The sequence below is a fragment of the Rugamonas fusca genome (genome assembly GCF_014042365.1).
Lineage (GTDB): Bacteria > Pseudomonadota > Gammaproteobacteria > Burkholderiales > Burkholderiaceae_D > Rugamonas > Rugamonas fusca.
The window spans coordinates 34,113-50,341 of record NZ_JACEZS010000021.1 but is presented as its reverse complement, the minus strand read 5'-3'; the positions used below and the strand labels follow the sequence as shown (position 1 = coordinate 50,341).

The 16,229-nt window shown below is 65.7% G+C and carries 14 protein-coding genes; 7 read left to right on the top strand and 7 right to left on the bottom strand.

Annotated elements, in window-relative coordinates:
• The first annotated feature begins 54 nt into the window (after positions 1 to 54).
• Positions 55 to 1,584 carry a methyl-accepting chemotaxis protein gene (locus tag H3H36_RS20680; RefSeq protein WP_182219982.1) on the top strand — a complete coding sequence of 510 codons (1,530 nt, stop codon included), beginning with the start codon at positions 55 to 57 and terminating at the stop codon, positions 1,582 to 1,584.
• Between the two features lie 81 nt (positions 1,585 to 1,665).
• Here H3H36_RS20680 and H3H36_RS20675 read toward each other — a convergent pair whose 3' ends face one another.
• The 3 genes from H3H36_RS20675 to H3H36_RS20665 all read right to left on the bottom strand — a co-directional run bounded on the left by H3H36_RS20675 (position 1,666) and on the right by H3H36_RS20665 (position 6,174).
• A complete protein-coding gene (locus H3H36_RS20675) occupies positions 1,666 to 2,343 on the bottom strand; it encodes a PEP-CTERM sorting domain-containing protein (RefSeq protein ID WP_182219981.1) in 678 nt (225 codons plus the stop codon).
• Between the two features lie 56 nt (positions 2,344 to 2,399).
• A complete protein-coding gene (gene acnB / locus H3H36_RS20670) occupies positions 2,400 to 4,991 on the bottom strand; it encodes a bifunctional aconitate hydratase 2/2-methylisocitrate dehydratase (RefSeq protein ID WP_182219980.1) in 2,592 nt (863 codons plus the stop codon).
• A gap of 253 nt (positions 4,992 to 5,244) precedes the next feature.
• Positions 5,245 to 6,174, bottom strand: coding sequence for a LysR family transcriptional regulator (locus tag H3H36_RS20665; RefSeq protein WP_182219979.1), 930 nt, complete (start codon positions 6,172 to 6,174; stop codon positions 5,245 to 5,247).
• A 113-nt stretch (positions 6,175 to 6,287) separates the two neighbouring features.
• On the opposite strand from H3H36_RS20665, the gene H3H36_RS20660 reads away from it, so the two are divergent.
• Together H3H36_RS20660 and H3H36_RS20655 are read left to right on the top strand one after the other, a co-directional pair.
• Positions 6,288 to 7,031, top strand: coding sequence for an SDR family oxidoreductase (locus tag H3H36_RS20660; protein WP_182219978.1), 744 nt, complete (start codon positions 6,288 to 6,290; stop codon positions 7,029 to 7,031).
• A 183-nt stretch (positions 7,032 to 7,214) separates the two neighbouring features.
• Complete coding sequence (locus H3H36_RS20655; protein WP_182219977.1) at positions 7,215 to 7,577, top strand: cupin domain-containing protein; 363 nt, start codon at positions 7,215 to 7,217, stop codon at positions 7,575 to 7,577.
• Between the two features lie 56 nt (positions 7,578 to 7,633).
• Here the strand turns inward: H3H36_RS20655 and H3H36_RS20650 are convergent, their stop codons facing one another.
• The gene (locus tag H3H36_RS20650) at positions 7,634 to 8,605 is read right to left on the bottom strand and encodes a LysR family transcriptional regulator (RefSeq protein WP_182219976.1); all 972 of its coding nucleotides are present in this window, start codon (positions 8,603 to 8,605) and stop codon (positions 7,634 to 7,636) included.
• Between the two features lie 28 nt (positions 8,606 to 8,633).
• On the opposite strand from H3H36_RS20650, the gene H3H36_RS20645 reads away from it, so the two are divergent.
• The 4 genes from H3H36_RS20645 (at position 8,634) to H3H36_RS20630 (ending at position 12,429) form a co-directional block, all read left to right on the top strand.
• A complete protein-coding gene (locus H3H36_RS20645) occupies positions 8,634 to 9,533 on the top strand; it encodes an NmrA family NAD(P)-binding protein (protein WP_182219975.1) in 900 nt (299 codons plus the stop codon).
• A gap of 149 nt (positions 9,534 to 9,682) precedes the next feature.
• A complete protein-coding gene (locus tag H3H36_RS20640) occupies positions 9,683 to 10,816 on the top strand; it encodes a CapA family protein (protein ID WP_182219974.1) in 1,134 nt (377 codons plus the stop codon).
• A gap of 186 nt (positions 10,817 to 11,002) precedes the next feature.
• Positions 11,003 to 11,863 (top strand): hypothetical protein, encoded by an 861-nt coding sequence (locus tag H3H36_RS20635; RefSeq protein WP_182219973.1) that lies wholly within the window; start codon positions 11,003 to 11,005, stop codon positions 11,861 to 11,863.
• A gap of 11 nt (positions 11,864 to 11,874) precedes the next feature.
• Complete coding sequence (locus H3H36_RS20630) at positions 11,875 to 12,429, top strand: HPF/RaiA family ribosome-associated protein (RefSeq protein WP_182219972.1); 555 nt, start codon at positions 11,875 to 11,877, stop codon at positions 12,427 to 12,429.
• Positions 12,430 to 12,487: 58 nt separating this feature from the next.
• On the opposite strand, the gene lpdA is transcribed toward H3H36_RS20630, so the two are convergent.
• Genes lpdA through H3H36_RS20615 form a run of 3 tightly spaced genes read right to left on the bottom strand, consistent with a single transcriptional unit; the run spans position 12,488 to position 16,221 of the window.
• Positions 12,488 to 13,885 carry a dihydrolipoyl dehydrogenase gene (gene lpdA, locus H3H36_RS20625; RefSeq protein ID WP_182219971.1) on the bottom strand — a complete coding sequence of 466 codons (1,398 nt, stop codon included), beginning with the start codon at positions 13,883 to 13,885 and terminating at the stop codon, positions 12,488 to 12,490.
• A gap of 3 nt (positions 13,886 to 13,888) precedes the next feature.
• The gene (locus H3H36_RS20620; protein ID WP_182219970.1) at positions 13,889 to 15,214 is read right to left on the bottom strand and encodes a dihydrolipoamide acetyltransferase family protein; all 1,326 of its coding nucleotides are present in this window, start codon (positions 15,212 to 15,214) and stop codon (positions 13,889 to 13,891) included.
• A 2-nt stretch (positions 15,215 to 15,216) separates the two neighbouring features.
• Positions 15,217 to 16,221: an alpha-ketoacid dehydrogenase subunit beta gene (locus tag H3H36_RS20615; RefSeq protein WP_220459816.1), complete on the bottom strand. Its 1,005-nt coding sequence runs from the start codon at positions 16,219 to 16,221 to the stop codon at positions 15,217 to 15,219.
• Positions 16,222 to 16,229 lie beyond the last annotated feature (8 nt).

The following is a 16,229-nucleotide window of genomic DNA, read 5'->3' as shown; positions in this document are numbered from 1 at the left end:
CGTTGCGCTAATATTGCGTTCTCGTCAACACCCTATCCTCTCTTTCGACCGAGCATGAACAAATTCACGATCAAACCCATGGCGGCCCAAGGCTTACTGGTGCTGGGCGGCGCAGCCCTGCTCACGACTTCCGGAGCCCCCTGGTGGGCGCTCGGCTACGCGGTGGCCGGGGTCGCCTTGCTGCGGCTGGGACAAGATCACAGCGGCGGCCTGCTGCAACCGGTGATGCGCCTGGTGCGCGGCCATAACATTGGCATGTCGGTGGAAGCGGCCCATATCGGCAAGCAGATCAAGTCCGCCAGCGAGCACTCCCAGCGCCAGCAAGACCTGACCAGCCATATCTACACACTGACGGCGCAATCGTCGGCCGAGGTGCAGCAAGTCCAGTCGAGCATCAACCATATCGCCGGCTATGCCACCGAACTGGCCAACGGCATGGCCACCACCCGCGCCGACGTGGCTGCCGCCAACGACAAGGCGCGCGAAGCGGCCGACGTGATGCAGACCTTTCATGCCAACATAGGCAAGCTGCTCGAGGGCACCAGTTCCACGCTGGGCCTGATGGACCAGATCTCCGGCATTTCGCAACAAACCAACCTGCTCTCGATCAACGCCTCGATCGAGGCCGCCCGCGCCGGCGAGATGGGGCGCGGCTTCGCCGTGGTAGCGGCCGAGGTGCGCACGCTGGCGGCGCGAACGCGCGCGCTGGCCGACTCCGTCACGCGCCAGGTGCAAGCCATCCAGCAGCACTCACAGCACACGTCGGACGTGGCGGCCGCAATCACGGACAACATCAGCCAGACCTGCGGCGTGATGGGCAGCACCACGCGCCAGCTCGATGAATTCGCCGGCAGCAGCGCGCGCGTGTCGCGCGAGATCGACGCCATCCGCGGTATCGTGGACACTGTCTCGACCAACAACGACACCATCACGGAGAACGTGGGCCAGATGCGCAAGCTGTCGCAGGAAATGGCCGGCGCCATGGATACCTGCCTGGCCATGTCGCGCAAGCTGACGGCGGCGGCGCAAGATGGCATGAGCGAACTGGGCAAGCACACCCTGGGCGAAGAAGCGTTCGACCACCTGATCGCCCGCCTGGAACAATGCCATCGCGCATGCGAACGGGGCCTGCAGCAACTGGTGGACCAGGGCTACGACGTGTTCGACCGCCGCTTTCAGCCGATCGCGGGCACCAATCCGCAGCAATACCACACCAGCTACGACGGCGCCTACGAAAAACTGTTCCAGCCATTATTCGACGCATGGGCGGCCAGCGTGCCCGGTTGCGACCTGGCCGTCATGTGCACGGTGGGCGACGTCTACCCGCCCACCCACGTGAGCAAATACTGCCAGCGCCCCACCGGCGACGTGGCGCACGACACGGCCCACTGCCGCGACAAGCGCTTCCACAATGGCAACGAGATGCTGTCCAAGGTTGCCAACGACACGCGCCCGTTCCAGTTCCAGGCCTATATGCGCGACATCGGCGACATTTTTGTCCTGGTGTCCAAGCCGGTGTACGTGAACGGCCGCCACTGGGGCGGCTTCATGTTCGCGCTCGAGCACGAGGCGTTGCGCCGCTGAGGCCGCGCGGGCGAGGCGCACAAGGAAGGCGCCTCACGTCGCGCGACCATCCGATAACTGTGGTCCCGGCGATGCACGCCCTTACGTCGCCTGGGACTTGCCGGAGCGGCGCCGTAAGCCAGCCAAGCAAGCCAATCCGGCGATTAACGTCAGATAGGCGGCCGGCTCAGGGACCGGCGCGGCCGATGCCGTCCACACACCGGGCTTACCCTGGACACTGGCGTACTGCCCCCAGTTCACATAGGGCGTGACGAAATCTTCGGCCGGGTATCCATTGCTAAAGCGCCCCGCCGCAGAGCTAAATGCGCTCCAGCCCGACGTGTTCGCCTCCGACATATACCATTCCACAATGTTCATATTGCCGTCGAAGGCGAATTTAAATTGTGGCAGGAAACTAGGCGTCGCCTGATTAAAAGACAATCCAGCCGCACTGACATCCCAACGCTTGATCGCATAAATATTGTCTGCTGCTTGCGGCGAGTGATCAAAATCGAACACGAAATGCGCGACCATGCGCGACGGCTCGGCCGTCAGGTCGTTATGCTCAAAAAAATTTCCCGTGTACGTATAGGTCATGTCGGCAGCGGAGCACACACCGGCGATGCCAAACAGTGCCCCACAGACAATGGCGCGGAGAGTCATATTAGCCTTAATAAAAATTAAAGCATAATTATTATATAAAATAATAATTTTAACAACCAAGCACCTACCATTGATATCGCGATGCCGCTCCATCGCGCAATAAAAAAAACCCGGCAAGTCGTTGCCGACTTGCCGGGGTTCCGCTCAGCCTACGACGCTGGCGTTAGCGTGCCTCAGGCACCGACTTCCACCTTGTCGGCCACCGAACGGAACTCTTCGATCTGGTCGAAGTTCATGTAGCGGTAGATCTGGTCAGCGCTCTTGTCGAGCACGCCGATCTGCGACATGTACTCTTCCTTGGTCGGGATGCGGCCCAGCGCCGAGCACACGGCCGCCAGTTCGGCCGAACCCAGGTACACATTGGTGTCCAGGCCCAGGCGGTTCGGGAAGTTACGGGTCGAGGTCGACATCACGGTGGCGCCCTTGCGGATCTGCGCCTGGTTGCCCATGCACAGCGAGCAGCCCGGCATTTCCATGCGGGCGCCGGTGCGGCCCAGCGTGCCGTAGTGGCCTTCGGCCGTCAGCACTTGCGCGTCCATCTTGGTCGGTGGCGCGATCCACAGGCGGACCGGGATGTCCGACTTGCCTTCCAGGACCTTCGAAGCGGCGCGGAAGTGGCCGATGTTGGTCATGCAGGAACCGACGAACACGTCGTCGATCTTGGCGCCAGCGACTTCCGACAGGGTCTTCACGTCATCCGGGTCGTTCGGGCAAGCAACGATAGGCTCGTGGATGTCGGCCAGGTCGATCTCGATCACGGCAGCGTATTCGGCGTCCGCGTCCGGCGACAGCAGTTCCGGCTTGGCCAGCCAGGCTTCCATGGCCTTGATGCGGCGTTCCAGCGTGCGCTTGTCCTGGTAGCCGGTGGCGATCATCCATTTCATCAGCGTGATGTTCGAGTTCATGTACTCGATGATCGGTGCCTTGTCCAGGTGCACGGTGCAACCGGCGGCCGAACGCTCAGCCGAGGCGTCCGACAGCTCGAATGCCTGTTCCACTTTCAGGTCTGGCAAGCCTTCGATTTCCAGGATGCGGCCGGAGAAGATGTTCTTCTTGCCTTTCTTGTCCACGGTCAGCAGACCCTGGCGGATGGCGTACAGCGGAATCGCGTTGACCAGGTCACGCAGGGTCACGCCAGGCTGCATCTTGCCCTTGAAGCGCACCAGCACGGATTCCGGCATGTCCAGCGGCATCACGCCGGTGGCGGCGGCGAAGGCCACCAGGCCCGAGCCGGCCGGGAACGAGATACCGATCGGGAAACGGGTGTGCGAGTCGCCGCCGGTGCCGACGGTGTCAGGCAGCAGCAGGCGGTTCAGCCACGAGTGGATCACGCCGTCGCCCGGACGCAGGGCCACGCCGCCACGGTTCTCGATGAACGCTGGCAGTTCGCGGTGGGTCTTGACGTCCACGATCTTCGGATAGGCTGCCGTGTGGCAGAACGACTGCATCACCATGTCGGCCGAGAAGCCCAGGCAAGCCAGGTCTTTCAGCTCGTCGCGGGTCATCGGGCCGGTGGTGTCCTGCGAGCCCACGGTGGTCATCTTCGGTTCGCAGTAAGTGCCTGGACGGATGCCCTGGCCTTCTGGCATGCCGCAAGCGCGGCCGACCATCTTCTGGGCCAGCGAGTAGCCACGGCCGGTATCGGCCGGGTTCTGCGGCAGGCGGAACAGGGTCGATGGGGCCAGGCCCAGCGCTTCACGCGCCTTGGCCGTCAGGCCGCGGCCGATGATCAGCGGAATACGGCCGCCGGCGCGCACTTCGTCGAACAGCACGTCGGACTTGACCTTGAACTCGGCGATCACGGCGCCGTTCTTCAGGGCCTTGCCTTCGTATGGACGCAGCTCGACCACGTCGCCCATTTCCATTTGCGACACGTCCAGCTCGATCGGCAGCGCGCCGGCATCTTCCATCGTGTTGTAGAAGATCGGAGCGATCTTGGCGCCCAGGCACACGCCGCCGAAACGCTTGTTGGGGATGAAAGGAATGTCTTCGCCCGTGAACCACAGCACCGAGTTGGTGGCCGATTTACGCGACGAGCCGGTGCCCACCACGTCGCCCACGTAGGCGACCAGGTTGCCCTTGGCTTTCAGCGCTTCGATCTGCTTGATCGGGCCGACCGAGCCTGGCACGTCCGGATTGATGCCGGGACGTGGGTTCTTCAGCATCGCCAGCGCGTGCAGCGGGATGTCGGGACGGGTGGTGGCGTCCGGTGCCGGCGACAGGTCGTCGGTGTTGGTTTCGCCGGAGACCTTGAACACGGTCAGGGTCAGGCTTTGCGGCACTTCGGGACGCGAGGTGAACCACTCGGCATCGGCCCACGATTGCAGCACTTCCTTGGCGCGGGCGCTGCCCTTGTCGGCCAGCTCTTTCACATCGTGGAAGTAGTCGAACATCAGCAGGGTCTTCTTCAGGCCTTCGGCGGCCATGGCGCCAACCACGGCGTCGTCCAGCAGGTCGATCATGGGCTTGATGTTGAAGCCGCCCAGCATCGTGCCCAGCAGGCGGGTCGCCAGTTCGCGCGACACCAGCGGCGAGCTTTCCGTGCCCTTGGCGACGGCGGCCAGGAAGGCGCACTTGACCTTGGCGGCGTCGTCCACGCCGGCCGGCACGCGGTTGGTGATCAGCTCGACCAGGAATTGTTCCTCACCTGCTGGCGGATTCTTCAGGAGTTCGACCAGGTCCGTGGTCTGGGCCGCGGTCAGCGGCAGCGGAGGGATGCCAAGGGATGCGCGCTCGGCGACTTGGTTGCGGTAGGCAGCTAGCATGAAAAAATCTCTCAGTCAGGATAGATTGCGGAAAAAGCGGAACATCGACCGCCGGTACTACGCGCTATTGTACCTCAACCAGTCTTATATAAGACATATAACAGCAGACGGGCCGATATTTTTGCCACAATTCCGTGCCGCGGCGCATGGACGGGCACCTTGCCGCCCTCCCCCCGGGCCCGGCGCCGGCCGGGCGGGCAGCCACGGGCGGTCCGCCCGGACTTGTCGAACCGGGCCCGTCCCGGGCGGCCGCTCAGGACGGGTTGAACCGGGCCGGATGCCCGCTGGCGCGGAACCGGGCCAGCACGTGGTCAACGAATACGCGCACCTTGGCCGGCACCAGCTTGCGGCTGGAATAGTAAATGGACAAGGGCTTGGCCTCGGCGTACCAGTCGGGCAGCACCTGCACCAGCGCGCCGCTGTCGAGCAAGGGCAGCGCATGCGGCATGGGCAGCATCGCCATCCCCATGCCGCAGGCGGCCGCGCGCGCGATGGCTTCCGGATCATCGAGCACGGCGACGGGGCGCACGCTGGCCACCATTTCCTGGCCCGCGCGGTTGCGCAAGGTCCAGGGCAACACCCGCCCGGTGGCCAGCGAGCGGCGCAGCAAGCCGCCATGCCTGGCCAGCCCGCCCGGATCGGCGGGCGCCGGGTAGGCGCGCAGGTAGCCGGGCGCAGCGGCCAGCACGATGCGCACGCGGGCCAACTCGCGCGCGACCAGGCCCTCGGTCAGCTCGATGCCGCCGCCGATGGCGACATCGAAGCCTTCCGCGACCAGGTCCACCTGGCGGTTATCGAAGCGCAAGTCCAGCACGACATCGGGGTAGCTGGCCGCGAAGCCGGCCAGCAAAGGCAGCACATAATCGCGCCCCACCGTGTGCGCCAGCGACACTTTCAGGGAGCCGGCCGGCTTGCCTGCCCCTTGATGCAAGTCGGTCAGGGCGTCGCCGATCTCGCGCCAGGGCAGGCGCACCTGCGCATAGAGCCGTTCGCCGTCCGTGGTCAACGCCAGGCTGCGGGTGCTGCGCTGGAACAGGCGCACGCCGAGCCGGTTCTCCAGCTGCGCCACGCTCTTGCTGGCGGCGGCCGGCGTGTGCCCCAGGCGACGCGCGGCTGCGGAAAAACTGCCCTCGTCGGCGGAGGTGACAAAGGCATCGAGGTGGCTGGCAAGTTCGGTGGACATGGCGTCATTTTATACCAGCGGTTGAAACTGTCGCTGCCAATTACCGTCTACCGTGACAAGCCGGCCCAGACCATACTGGCGACACCATCCACCGATTCGAAAGGAAACCCACCATGAACTCCGATCTCAACGGCAAAGTTGCCTTCATCAACGGCGGCTCGCGCGGCATCGGCGCGGCGACGGCCCGCCGCCTGGCCCGCGCAGGGGCCACAGTGGCCATCGGCTACGCGGCCTCGGCCAGCGCCGCCCACGCTTTGGCGGCCGACATCGAAGCGGCCGGCGGCACGGCCCTGGCCATCCACGCCGACGCCGCGGACGCCGCCGCGCTCACCGGCGCCATCGACAGCGTGGCGGCGCGCTTTGGCCGGCTCGACATCCTGGTCAACAGCGCCGGGGTGCTGCGTATGGGCCCGCTGCACGAGTACGCGCTGGAGGACTTCGACCAGACTGTCGCCGTCAACGTGCGTTCCGTGTTCGTCGCCGCCAAGGCGGCCGCCGCCCACATGCGCGAAGGAGGCCGCATCATCAACATCGGCAGCACCAACGCGCAGCGCATGCCCTTCGCCGGCGGCGCCGTGTACGCCATGAGCAAGGCGGCGCTGACCGGGCTGGTGAAAGGCCTGGCACGCGACCTGGGCAGCCGCAATATCACCATCAACAACGTCGCGCCCGGCCCGGTCGACACCGACATGAATCCGGCCCACGGGGATTTCGCCACCGCGCTGCATGGCCTGATGGCGCTGCCCCGTCATGGCCACGCCGATGAAGTGGCCGCCATGGTGGCCTACCTGGCCGGCCCGGAAGCGGGCTTCGTCACGGGCGCGGACCTGCTCATCGACGGCGGCTTTGCGGCCTGATGACCAGTGGCGTGGCGGCCCCGGCCAGGTGCGGCTGGCGTGGCGCCGCCAGGCGGGGAGCGCGGCGGCGCTCGCCTGAGGGGCGCACGGCCGCCCTGCCCGCGCGCATGCCGCGCCCGCCAGTTCAGATTGACGCGGGATGCGGCATATAATCGCGCCTCCAGCAACCAGTCATCCACGACCATGCCAGCCATCACCGCATTCCGCCAGCAATCGCCCACGCCCGAATACGACTACCCACGCGCAGAGCGCAGGTTGCACGGCAAGCCGCAGCGCACCACCTGGAACCACTTCACCAGCGCCAGCGGCGACGTCAGTGCCGGCGTATGGGCGTGCGAGCCAGGCAGCTGGCGTATCGCCTTCGCCCAGGACAAGGATGAATACTTTTACGTGCTGGAAGGCCGCTGCCGCGTCATCGATGAACAAGGCCACGCCGCCGAAGCCGGCCCCGGCGACGCGCTGGTGATCCCCGCCGGCTTCAAGGGAGTATTCGAAGTGGTGGAGCCGATCAGGAAGCACTACGTCATTGTCGAACGGCGCAACTGACGACCAGCCGGCATGCGGCACCATCGCGCGCGATGCAGGCGATGGCATAGCCGGCATTAGCCAGCCGTATTGAACGAGGCAACCACATCGGCAAGCTGTTGCCGCACCCACGCATGGGCAGCATCGCCATGGCAACGCGCGTGCCAGATCATGGCCGGCGACAAGGGAGCCACCTGGAGCGGCAGCGCCATGCACACGAGCGGCAGCCGTTGCGCCAGCAGGCGCGCCAGACGGCCTGGCAGCGTGAGCACCATGTCGCTGTCGGCCACCAGCATCGCACCGGCAAGGAAGTGGGGTACGCGCAGCGCCACGTGGCGAGTGCGACCCGCTGCCGAGAGCGCGACGTCGACCGCACTGGCGCCCACGCCGGAGATGGTCACAGCGACGTGGCGCAAGGCCACATAACGCTCCAGGCTGAGTCCATCCGCCACGGCGGGGTGACCGGACCTGAGCACGCACACAAAATTGTCGGTGTACAGGCCGCGCCGATGGAAACTGCCCGGCAGCGCATCGAAAATGCCCAGCGCCAGATCGGCCCCACCCTGTTCGATCAGCCGCACGTTGTCTCCCACAGGTTGGGCGATATGGAGGCTGAGCGCAGGCGCATGGCGTTCGAAGCGGGCGATCAGGCCAGCCAGCACCACCAGGCTCAGGTGGTCGTGGGCGGCAATCGTGAAGCGCCCCGCCGCGGAGGCGGGATCGAACACGGCAGGCGAGACGATGCCGCGGGCATCATCGAGCAGCCTGGTCACCGGCCCTGCCAGCGCTTCACCGCGCGGCGTCAGTTCCAGGCCAAGCTTGCCGCGCACCATCAGGCGATCACCGAGCATGGCGCGCAGTCGCCCCAGCGCGCGGCTGGCGGCCGGCTGGCTCAAGCCCAGCCGCAGGCCCGCCTGGGTGACGCTGCGCTCGCGCACCAGCGCTTCAAACAGCTTCAACAGATTAAGGTCGACTGCGGACAAATCCACTTGGTGCATGTTGATTATGACTTTCATGCCATTTATGTAAGTCGAGCGATCATGCACCATTCGGATTCATCTGAACAGGAGATTTTTCATGACTGCTTACTCCCCCCTTCCTTACGTTGTATTCGGCGTGACCGGCCGTACCGGCGCGGCCGCCGCCGATACCCTGTTGCGCTGCGGCCATCCGGTGCGCGTCGTGGTACGCGACCCGGCCAGGGGCCGGCTCTGGGCCGAACGCGGCGCCGAGGTCGCCGTGGCCGACCTGACCGACCTGGGCGCGATGACCAGGGCGCTCGATCATGCCCAGGGCGCTTATGTCGTCTGTCCGCAGCACTACGGCCGTGAAGACCTGTTCGAGCTGGCAGAGTTGATTGCCGATACCACGGCCCGCGCCGCGGTGGCGGCGCACGTGCCCAGGCTGGTCGCGCTGTCCTCGGTAGGCGCCGACCGCGAGAGCGGTACGGGCTGGATCTGGATGAACCGCCTGTTCGAGCAACGTTTGGGCGCGGCCGGTGTTGCCACCACCTTCCTGCGCGCCGCCTATTTCATGGAGAACTGGATGCCGATGGTGGCACAAGCCGTGCGCAGCGGCGTACTGCCGACGTTCCTGGCGCCGCCCCGGCGTGCCCTGCCGATGGTGGCGACTGCCGATGTCGGCAGCGCCGCCGCCGCTTTGCTGCAGGAAAGCGGCACCGCAACCGGCATCGTCACGCTCGCCGGGCCCAAGGACTACGCCCCGGCTGATGTCGCCGCCATGGTTTCAGCCACGCTACACAAGCCTGTCGACGTGGCAGTCCTGCCGGAATCGGCATGGTCCAGTGCGCTGGCCGATGCCCAGTTCTCAAGGGCCGCCCTCGCTGGTTTCGCCGAAATGACCCGAGGCCTCAATGGCGCCCATATCGACATCGGGAGCGATCCCGCCGCGCGCGCATGGGCTGGTACAACGACGCTCGAGCAGGTCATCACCGAACTGGTGCGGCGTCGGCAATAAAGGTCTGCACACCGTCGGGCATGCCGCCAATCGCTGGCGGCGCCGCCGTTGGCCGGGCGAAGGGATACACTGTTGCCTGTACTGTTGGTGATACCAGTCCCGCCATTGACTGACTACCGGCGCGGGCGTCGCCATCAAGGAGCGTTGTCATGCAAACAGACTTGCATGCCCCCGGCATCACCCTGTTCCTGTGCGGTGACGTGATGACCGGACGCGGCATCGACCAGATCCTTCCCCACCCCGGCAAACCGCAGCTGTTCGAATCCTGCGTACGCTCGGCGCTCGTCTATGTTGAACTGGCGCGCGAGAGCAGCGGTTCGGTCCCGCAGCCGGTGGACTTCCCGTACATCTGGGGCAACGCGCTGGACGCCTTGCGGCGTGCGGCGCCGGACGTGCGCATCATCAATCTGGAGACGGCGATCACCGCCAGCGAGCAAGCCTGGCCCGGCAAAGGTATCCACTACCGCATGCATCCCGCTAACCTGCCCTGCATCAGCGCTGCCGGCATCGATTGCTGCGTACTGGCCAACAACCACGTGTTGGACTGGGGTTATCAGGGCTTGAAGGAAACGCTGGAGAGCCTGCACCGCGCCGGCATCGCCACTGCCGGCGCCGGGCGCGATGCCACCGCCGCTGCGGCACCGGCCCAGCTCGCTGTGCCGGGCAAGGGCCGGGTGCTGGTGTTTGCGTGGGCCACGGAGGACAGCGGCGTGCCGCCCGAATGGGGTGCGGGGACGTCCCGGCCCGGCGTCAATTTCCTTGCCGGCCTGACGGCGCGCAGCCTCAAGACCATCGCCCGCCAGGTGGCCGCTGTGAAACGGGCTGGCGACCTGGTGGTGGCATCGCTGCATTGGGGAGCCAATTGGGGCTTCGACGTCTCGGCGCAACAGCGCAGCTTCGCCCATGGCCTGATCGAATCGGCCGCCGTGGATGTGGTGCACGGCCATTCTTCGCACCACGTGAAAGGCATCGAAGTCTACCGGGGCAAGCCCATCCTGTACGGTTGCGGCGACTTCCTCAACGACTACGAAGGGATAGGCGGCCACGCACAATGCCGTGGCGACCTGGCGCTGATGTATTTTCCCACCCTGGCCCAGGGCCGGCTGACCCGCCTGGCAATGAGCGCCACGCAAACCCGGCACTTTCGCGCGAACTACGCGCCGGAACCCGGCGTGCGCTGGCTGATGGAAACGCTGAACCGGGAAGGCCGGCCATTCGGCGTCCAGGTGGCCAGGCAGGGGCAGCACGACTTGCTGCTCGAAGTCAGCGGTGCGGGCACCTGACACGACGCCCCCCGCTTGCTCCGCACGGGGCTGATCGGGCCGCGCAAGTGACGCGCAGATGATTTCGATCACGGCAGCCATTGTTGCGCGCCATATAATGAAGATGATCGATTGATGATTTAACGACAATGCGGGTCCGCACTTTCCCGCACCAATGCAATCAACAACCTTATCCGATTTGGCGCAATGCGTAAGCTGAACGTGGCGGTGATCGGTTTGGGCAGGCTGGGCAGGGCCTGTGCCAGGGCGCTCATCGACGAACCCGAAATGACGCTGGCCGGTGTCGTGCGGCGGCCCGTATCGCTGCGCCCCATGTATGGAGAACTGGCCCCGTTTCCGGCGGTAGACCATGTGAGCGACCTGCCCTACGTCGATATCGCGCTTGTTTGCGTGCCGACAGGCAATGTATTGGGCGTGTCGCGGGAATTGCTGCAGGCCCGCATACCGATAGTCGAATGCGCCCGCCTCGAAGGCCACGCACTCGCCACCCATTACGGGGAACTGGATGACATTGCCAGGGCTCACCGCACCACCGCGGTGGTCGGCGCCGGGTGGGATCCCGGCGTGCTGCCCTTGTTTTCGCACGCCTTCGACATGCTGATCCCGCGCGGGCGCAACCTGTCGCATCGCCATCCTGGCCTGAGCCTGCACCGCAGTGCGGCCGTGGCGCACATACGGGGCGTAAAGGAGGCCCTGGCCGGCGAATTCCACAGCGCCGGCGGGGCGCTGCAACACCTGGTCTACGTCACGCTTGAGCAGGGCGCCGATCTTGCACCAGTCCAGGCAGCCATCTGCGCCGATCCCTTGTTTGCCGGCGAGGCCACCCAGGTGTTCCAGGTGGAAGACCTGGCCGACATCGAGGCCGAGGAAGGCCAGGGCCTGGTAATTGAACGGCGCAGCACCGCGGCCTCGGGCAAACATGCCAGCCTGTTGGTCGAGGCCCGGTTCGAGCACACCGCATTCGCAGCGCGCGTCATGCTCGACGCCGCGCGAACTATTTCGTCATTGCCACACGGCGCGCACCGTTATGCGCTGCGCGCCCCATGAAAGGATGCATCATGATCATTCCACTCCATATCCGCTTTGTCGATATGCCCCACTCCGATGCGCTCGAAGCGGAAATCCGCAAGCGCGCCGAAAAATTCGACGAATTCTGCAACCATGTCATGCGCTGCGATGTGACCGTCGGCACCGCCGGCAAGCACCAGACACAGGGCCGCATGTATGAGGTGCATATCGACCTGACGGTGTCGGGCACCGAGATCGTCATCAACCGCGTGCACCGGCATGAAGATGTCTACGTTGTCGTTCGCGACGCCTTTGACGCCGCGACCCGCAAACTGCAGGACTTCGTGCGTGAACAGCGGGGCAATGTCAAGCTGCACGAAACGCCCGTGCATGGCCGTGTCGCCAGACTGTTCGAGGATGGCCACGGCTACATCGAGACAGCCGACGGAACGGAACTGTATTTCCAGCGCGACAATCTGGCCTATCCCCAGTTTGACCAACTGGAAATCGGGACGGAAGTCGAGTTCCTGCAGCAAGTGGCCGGCGAAGGGATGCAGGCCAAGCGAGTCACCGCCGGCAAACATCACCCGCCAGGCATGCCGTAGAAGATCGGCGTGGGCGACCCCGAGGCCACATACCCATTGCCCGTTGGCCGCCCCCGGCTCAAATATGCAGCGCGTGCCCCAGTGCGCGCAGCGCGGCCTCCTGGATCGCCTCGCCCAAGGTAGGATGCGCATGGATGGTGCCCGCCACATCTTCAAGCGTGGCCCCCATCTCGATCGACTGGGCGAACGCGGCGGACAACTCCGATACTGCCTTGCCGACCGCCTGCCAGCCAACGATCAGGTGATTGTCGCTGCGCGCCACCACCCGCACGAAGCCGTCCTTGGCTTCGAGCGACATGGCGCGTCCGTTGGCGGCGAACGGGAACACGGCATCCACGCAAGCGACGCCCTGCGCCCGCGCCAGCTGGGGCGTGGCGCCGACCACCACCACTTCGGGATCGGTGAAGCACACCGCCGCGATGGCGGCCGGCGTGAAATGGCGGCGCTTGCCGCTGATGATCTCGGCCACCATCTCGCCTTGCGCCATGGCGCGGTGCGCCAGCATCGGTTCGCCGGTCACGTCGCCGATGGCCCACACATCGCGCATCGAGGTACGGCACTGGTCATCGACCTTGATGAAGTGGCCATCCATGTCGATGCGCAGCTTCTCCAGGCCGAAGCCGCGCGTGTTCGGGCGCCGGCCAACGGCGACCAGCACCTGGTCCGCCGCCAATGCCGACTCCTCGCCGGCGGCGTTCCGTATCCGCACCGCGGCGCCCTCCGGGTCCAGCCCGAGCACCGAGCAGCCTGGATGGGTCTCCACGCCCAGGCCCTTGAGCGCGTGGGCCACGGGGCGTGTCAACTCCGCGTCGTAGGCGGGCAGGATGCGCTCTTGCGCCTCCACCACGTCCACCTGCGCCCCCAGCTTGGCATAGGCGATGCCCAGTTCAAGGCCGATATACCCTGCCCCCACGACCACCAGCTTGCCCGGCACGGTCTTGGGCGACAGCGCTTCCGTCGCGCTGATCACCATCCCGCCAAACGGCATGAAGGGCAATTCGGTGGCGTGTGACCCGGTGGCCAGCAACAGGTGCTCGCAGCCGATGCGCTGCGGGCTCTCGCCGTCCCGGATCACTTCGACGGTCTTGCCATCGACAATATTGGCCCAGCCCTTGACGACGCGCACGCCGCTTTTCTTCAGCAGCGCGGCCACGCCGCCCGTCAGGCGGCCGACGATGCCGTCCTTCCACAGCACGGTCTGGCCAATGTCGATGCGCGGCGCCTGCACGGAAATGCCCAGCGCCGAGCCGCTGGCGTAATGACTGGCCTTGTCGAATTCTTCGGCCGCATGGATCAGCGCCTTGGAGGGGATGCAGCCCACGTTAAGGCAGGTGCCGCCCAGTTCAGCGGCTTCGACCAGGGTAGTGGGAATGCCCAGCTGGCCGGCGCGGATGGCTGCGATGTAGCCGCCAGGACCGCCGCCGATCACCAGCAGCGTAGTGGTATGTTGGTTCATCGATTACTCCACAAAGAGCATGGCTGGGCATTCCAGCAAGGCGCGGATAGCTTGCACGAACTGGGCCGCATGCATGCCGTCGATCACGCGATGGTCGAACGAGGACGACAGGTTCATCATCTTGCGGATCACCAGCCCACCATTGCGCACCACGGGCCGCTCGGCGATCTTGTTGACGCCGATGATGGCCACTTCAGGATGGTTGATCACCGGCGTGGTGACGATGCCGCCCAGCGCGCCCAGGCTGGTAATGGTGATGGTCGACCCGGACAATTCCTCGCGCGTGGCCTTGCCCGTGCGCGCGGCATCGGCCAGGCGCCCGATCTCGGCGGCGCACGACCACAGGTCGCGTGCCTCGGCGTGGCGCATCACCGACACCAGCAGGCCGCTGTCGGTCTGGGTAGCGACGCCCAGATGGACGGCGCCGTATTGCGTGACGAAGCCGGCGTCGTCATCGAAGCGCGCGTTCATCTGCGGGAACTGGCGCAGCGCGACCACCAGCGCGCGCGCCAGCAGCGGCAGCACGGTCAGCTTGCCGCGCTCCTTGCCCCACTGCTCGTTCATGCGCACCCGCAGGCTTTCCAGCTCCGTGACGTCGATCTCCTCGACGTACGAAAAGTGCGGGATGCGGCGCTTGGCCTCCTGCATCTTCTGCGCGATCTTGCGGCGCAGGCCGATCAGCGGGATGGTCTGCTCGGTATGGATTTCGCGGTAGCCGCCAGGCGCGGTGGCGGTCGCGCCCTGCGTGCCGCGCGCGACGTAGGCGTCCAGGTCCGTGTCCAGAATACGGCCGGCCGGGCCGCTGCCATGCACGAACTGCAGTTCAACGCCCATGTCCCATGCGCGCTTGCGCACGGCGGGCGACGCCAGCGGACGTTCGCCCGCCGCGCGCGCGACGCGCGCGGGTGCGGACGCATGCGCATGCGCGGCTGGCGCGCCGGCGGCAGGCAGCGCCGCAGGCTTGGCAGCAGCTGGCGCCACGGCGGGAGCTTGCTGCTGCGGCGCAGGAACCGGGGCCGGTGCCGAAACCGGCGCCACCTGGGCCGCAGGAGCAGCCGCACCCGATTGCGGTTTCAGGTTACCGGCGCCCTCCACTTCAATGTGGATCAGGTCCGCGCCCACGGCCATCACCTGCCCCGCCGCGCCGCCGAGCATGGCCACGGTGCCGTGGACCGGCGATGGAATTTCAATGGTGGCCTTGTCGGTCATGACGTCGGCCAGGATCATGTCCTCGGTGACGGCGTCGCCCACCTTGACATGCCACATGACCAGTTCAACTTCCGCAATGCCCTCGCCGATGTCCGGCATCTTGATGACATGAATACCCATCTTTATGCCTCCACCGCACGTTTGAACGCCGCGCCAACCCGCGCCGGCCCAGGGAAATACGCCCATTCCTGCGCGTGCGGGTAAGGCGTATCCCAACCCGTCACACGTTCGATCGGCGCTTCCAGATGGTAGAAGCAATGCTCCTGCACCAGCGACACCAGTTCGGCGCCGAAGCCGCAGGTGCGGGTGGCCTCATGCACCACCACGCAGCGTCCCGTTTTCTTGACCGACTCGACGATGGTCGCCAGGTCCAATGGCCACAGGCTGCGCAAGTCGATGATCTCGGCGTCGATGCCGGTCTCGCGCGCAGCCGCCTCGGACACCCACACCATGGTGCCGTAGGCGAGCACGGTGAGCTGCTTGCCGGGCCGGAAAATGGCCGCCTTGTCCAGCGGGACGGTGTAATAACCCTCGGGCACTTCGCCCAGCGGATTCTGCGACCAGGGCACCACCGGCTTGTCGTGGTGGCCGTCGAACGGCCCGTTGTACAGGCGCTTCGGTTCCAGGAAGATCACCGGATCGTCATTCTCGATCGAGGAAATCAGCAAGCCCTTGGCGTCGTAGGGATTCGACGGCATCACCGTGCGCAAGCCGCAGACGTGGGCAAACACGGCCTCCGGGCTCTGGCTGTGGGTCTGGCCGCCGTAGATGCCGCCGCCGCATGGCGTGCGGATCGTGATGGGCGCGGTGAAGTCGCCCGCCGAACGGAAGCGCAGCCGCGCCGCCTCGGACACGATCTGGTCATAGGCCGGATAGATGTAGTCGGCGAACTGGATCTCGATGCACGGGCGCAGGCCATACGCGCCCATGCCGATGGCCACACCGACGATGCCGCCTTCGGAAATCGGCGTATCGAACACGCGCGATGTTCCGTATTTCTTTTGCAGGCCTTCGGTGCAGCGGAACACGCCGCCAAAGTAGCCCACGTCCTGGCCGAAGACCACGACTTGTTCATCCTTCTCCAGCATCACGTCCATCGCCGAACGCAGGGCCTGGATCATGGTCATGGGTGTTT

Bases quoted from the DNA above. Each gene is read 5' to 3' on its own strand.
- H3H36_RS20680 (WP_182219982.1), top strand. From the start codon at position 55: ATGAACAAATTCACGATCAAACCCATGGCGGCCCAAGGCTTACTGGTG.
- H3H36_RS20615 (WP_220459816.1), bottom strand. From the start codon at position 16,221: ATGACCATGATCCAGGCCCTGCGTTCGGCGATGGACGTGATGCTGGAG.
- lpdA (WP_182219971.1), bottom strand. From the start codon at position 13,885: ATGAACCAACATACCACTACGCTGCTGGTGATCGGCGGCGGTCCTGGC.
- H3H36_RS20635 (WP_182219973.1), top strand. From the start codon at position 11,003: ATGCGTAAGCTGAACGTGGCGGTGATCGGTTTGGGCAGGCTGGGCAGG.
- H3H36_RS20640 (WP_182219974.1), top strand. From the start codon at position 9,683: ATGCAAACAGACTTGCATGCCCCCGGCATCACCCTGTTCCTGTGCGGT.
- H3H36_RS20660 (WP_182219978.1), top strand. From the start codon at position 6,288: ATGAACTCCGATCTCAACGGCAAAGTTGCCTTCATCAACGGCGGCTCG.
- H3H36_RS20645 (WP_182219975.1), top strand. From the start codon at position 8,634: ATGACTGCTTACTCCCCCCTTCCTTACGTTGTATTCGGCGTGACCGGC.
- H3H36_RS20620 (WP_182219970.1), bottom strand. From the start codon at position 15,214: ATGGGTATTCATGTCATCAAGATGCCGGACATCGGCGAGGGCATTGCG.
- H3H36_RS20650 (WP_182219976.1), bottom strand. From the start codon at position 8,605: ATGGTGCATGATCGCTCGACTTACATAAATGGCATGAAAGTCATAATC.
- H3H36_RS20665 (WP_182219979.1), bottom strand. From the start codon at position 6,174: ATGTCCACCGAACTTGCCAGCCACCTCGATGCCTTTGTCACCTCCGCC.
- acnB (WP_182219980.1), bottom strand. From the start codon at position 4,991: ATGCTAGCTGCCTACCGCAACCAAGTCGCCGAGCGCGCATCCCTTGGC.
- H3H36_RS20655 (WP_182219977.1), top strand. From the start codon at position 7,215: ATGCCAGCCATCACCGCATTCCGCCAGCAATCGCCCACGCCCGAATAC.
- H3H36_RS20630 (WP_182219972.1), top strand. From the start codon at position 11,875: ATGATCATTCCACTCCATATCCGCTTTGTCGATATGCCCCACTCCGAT.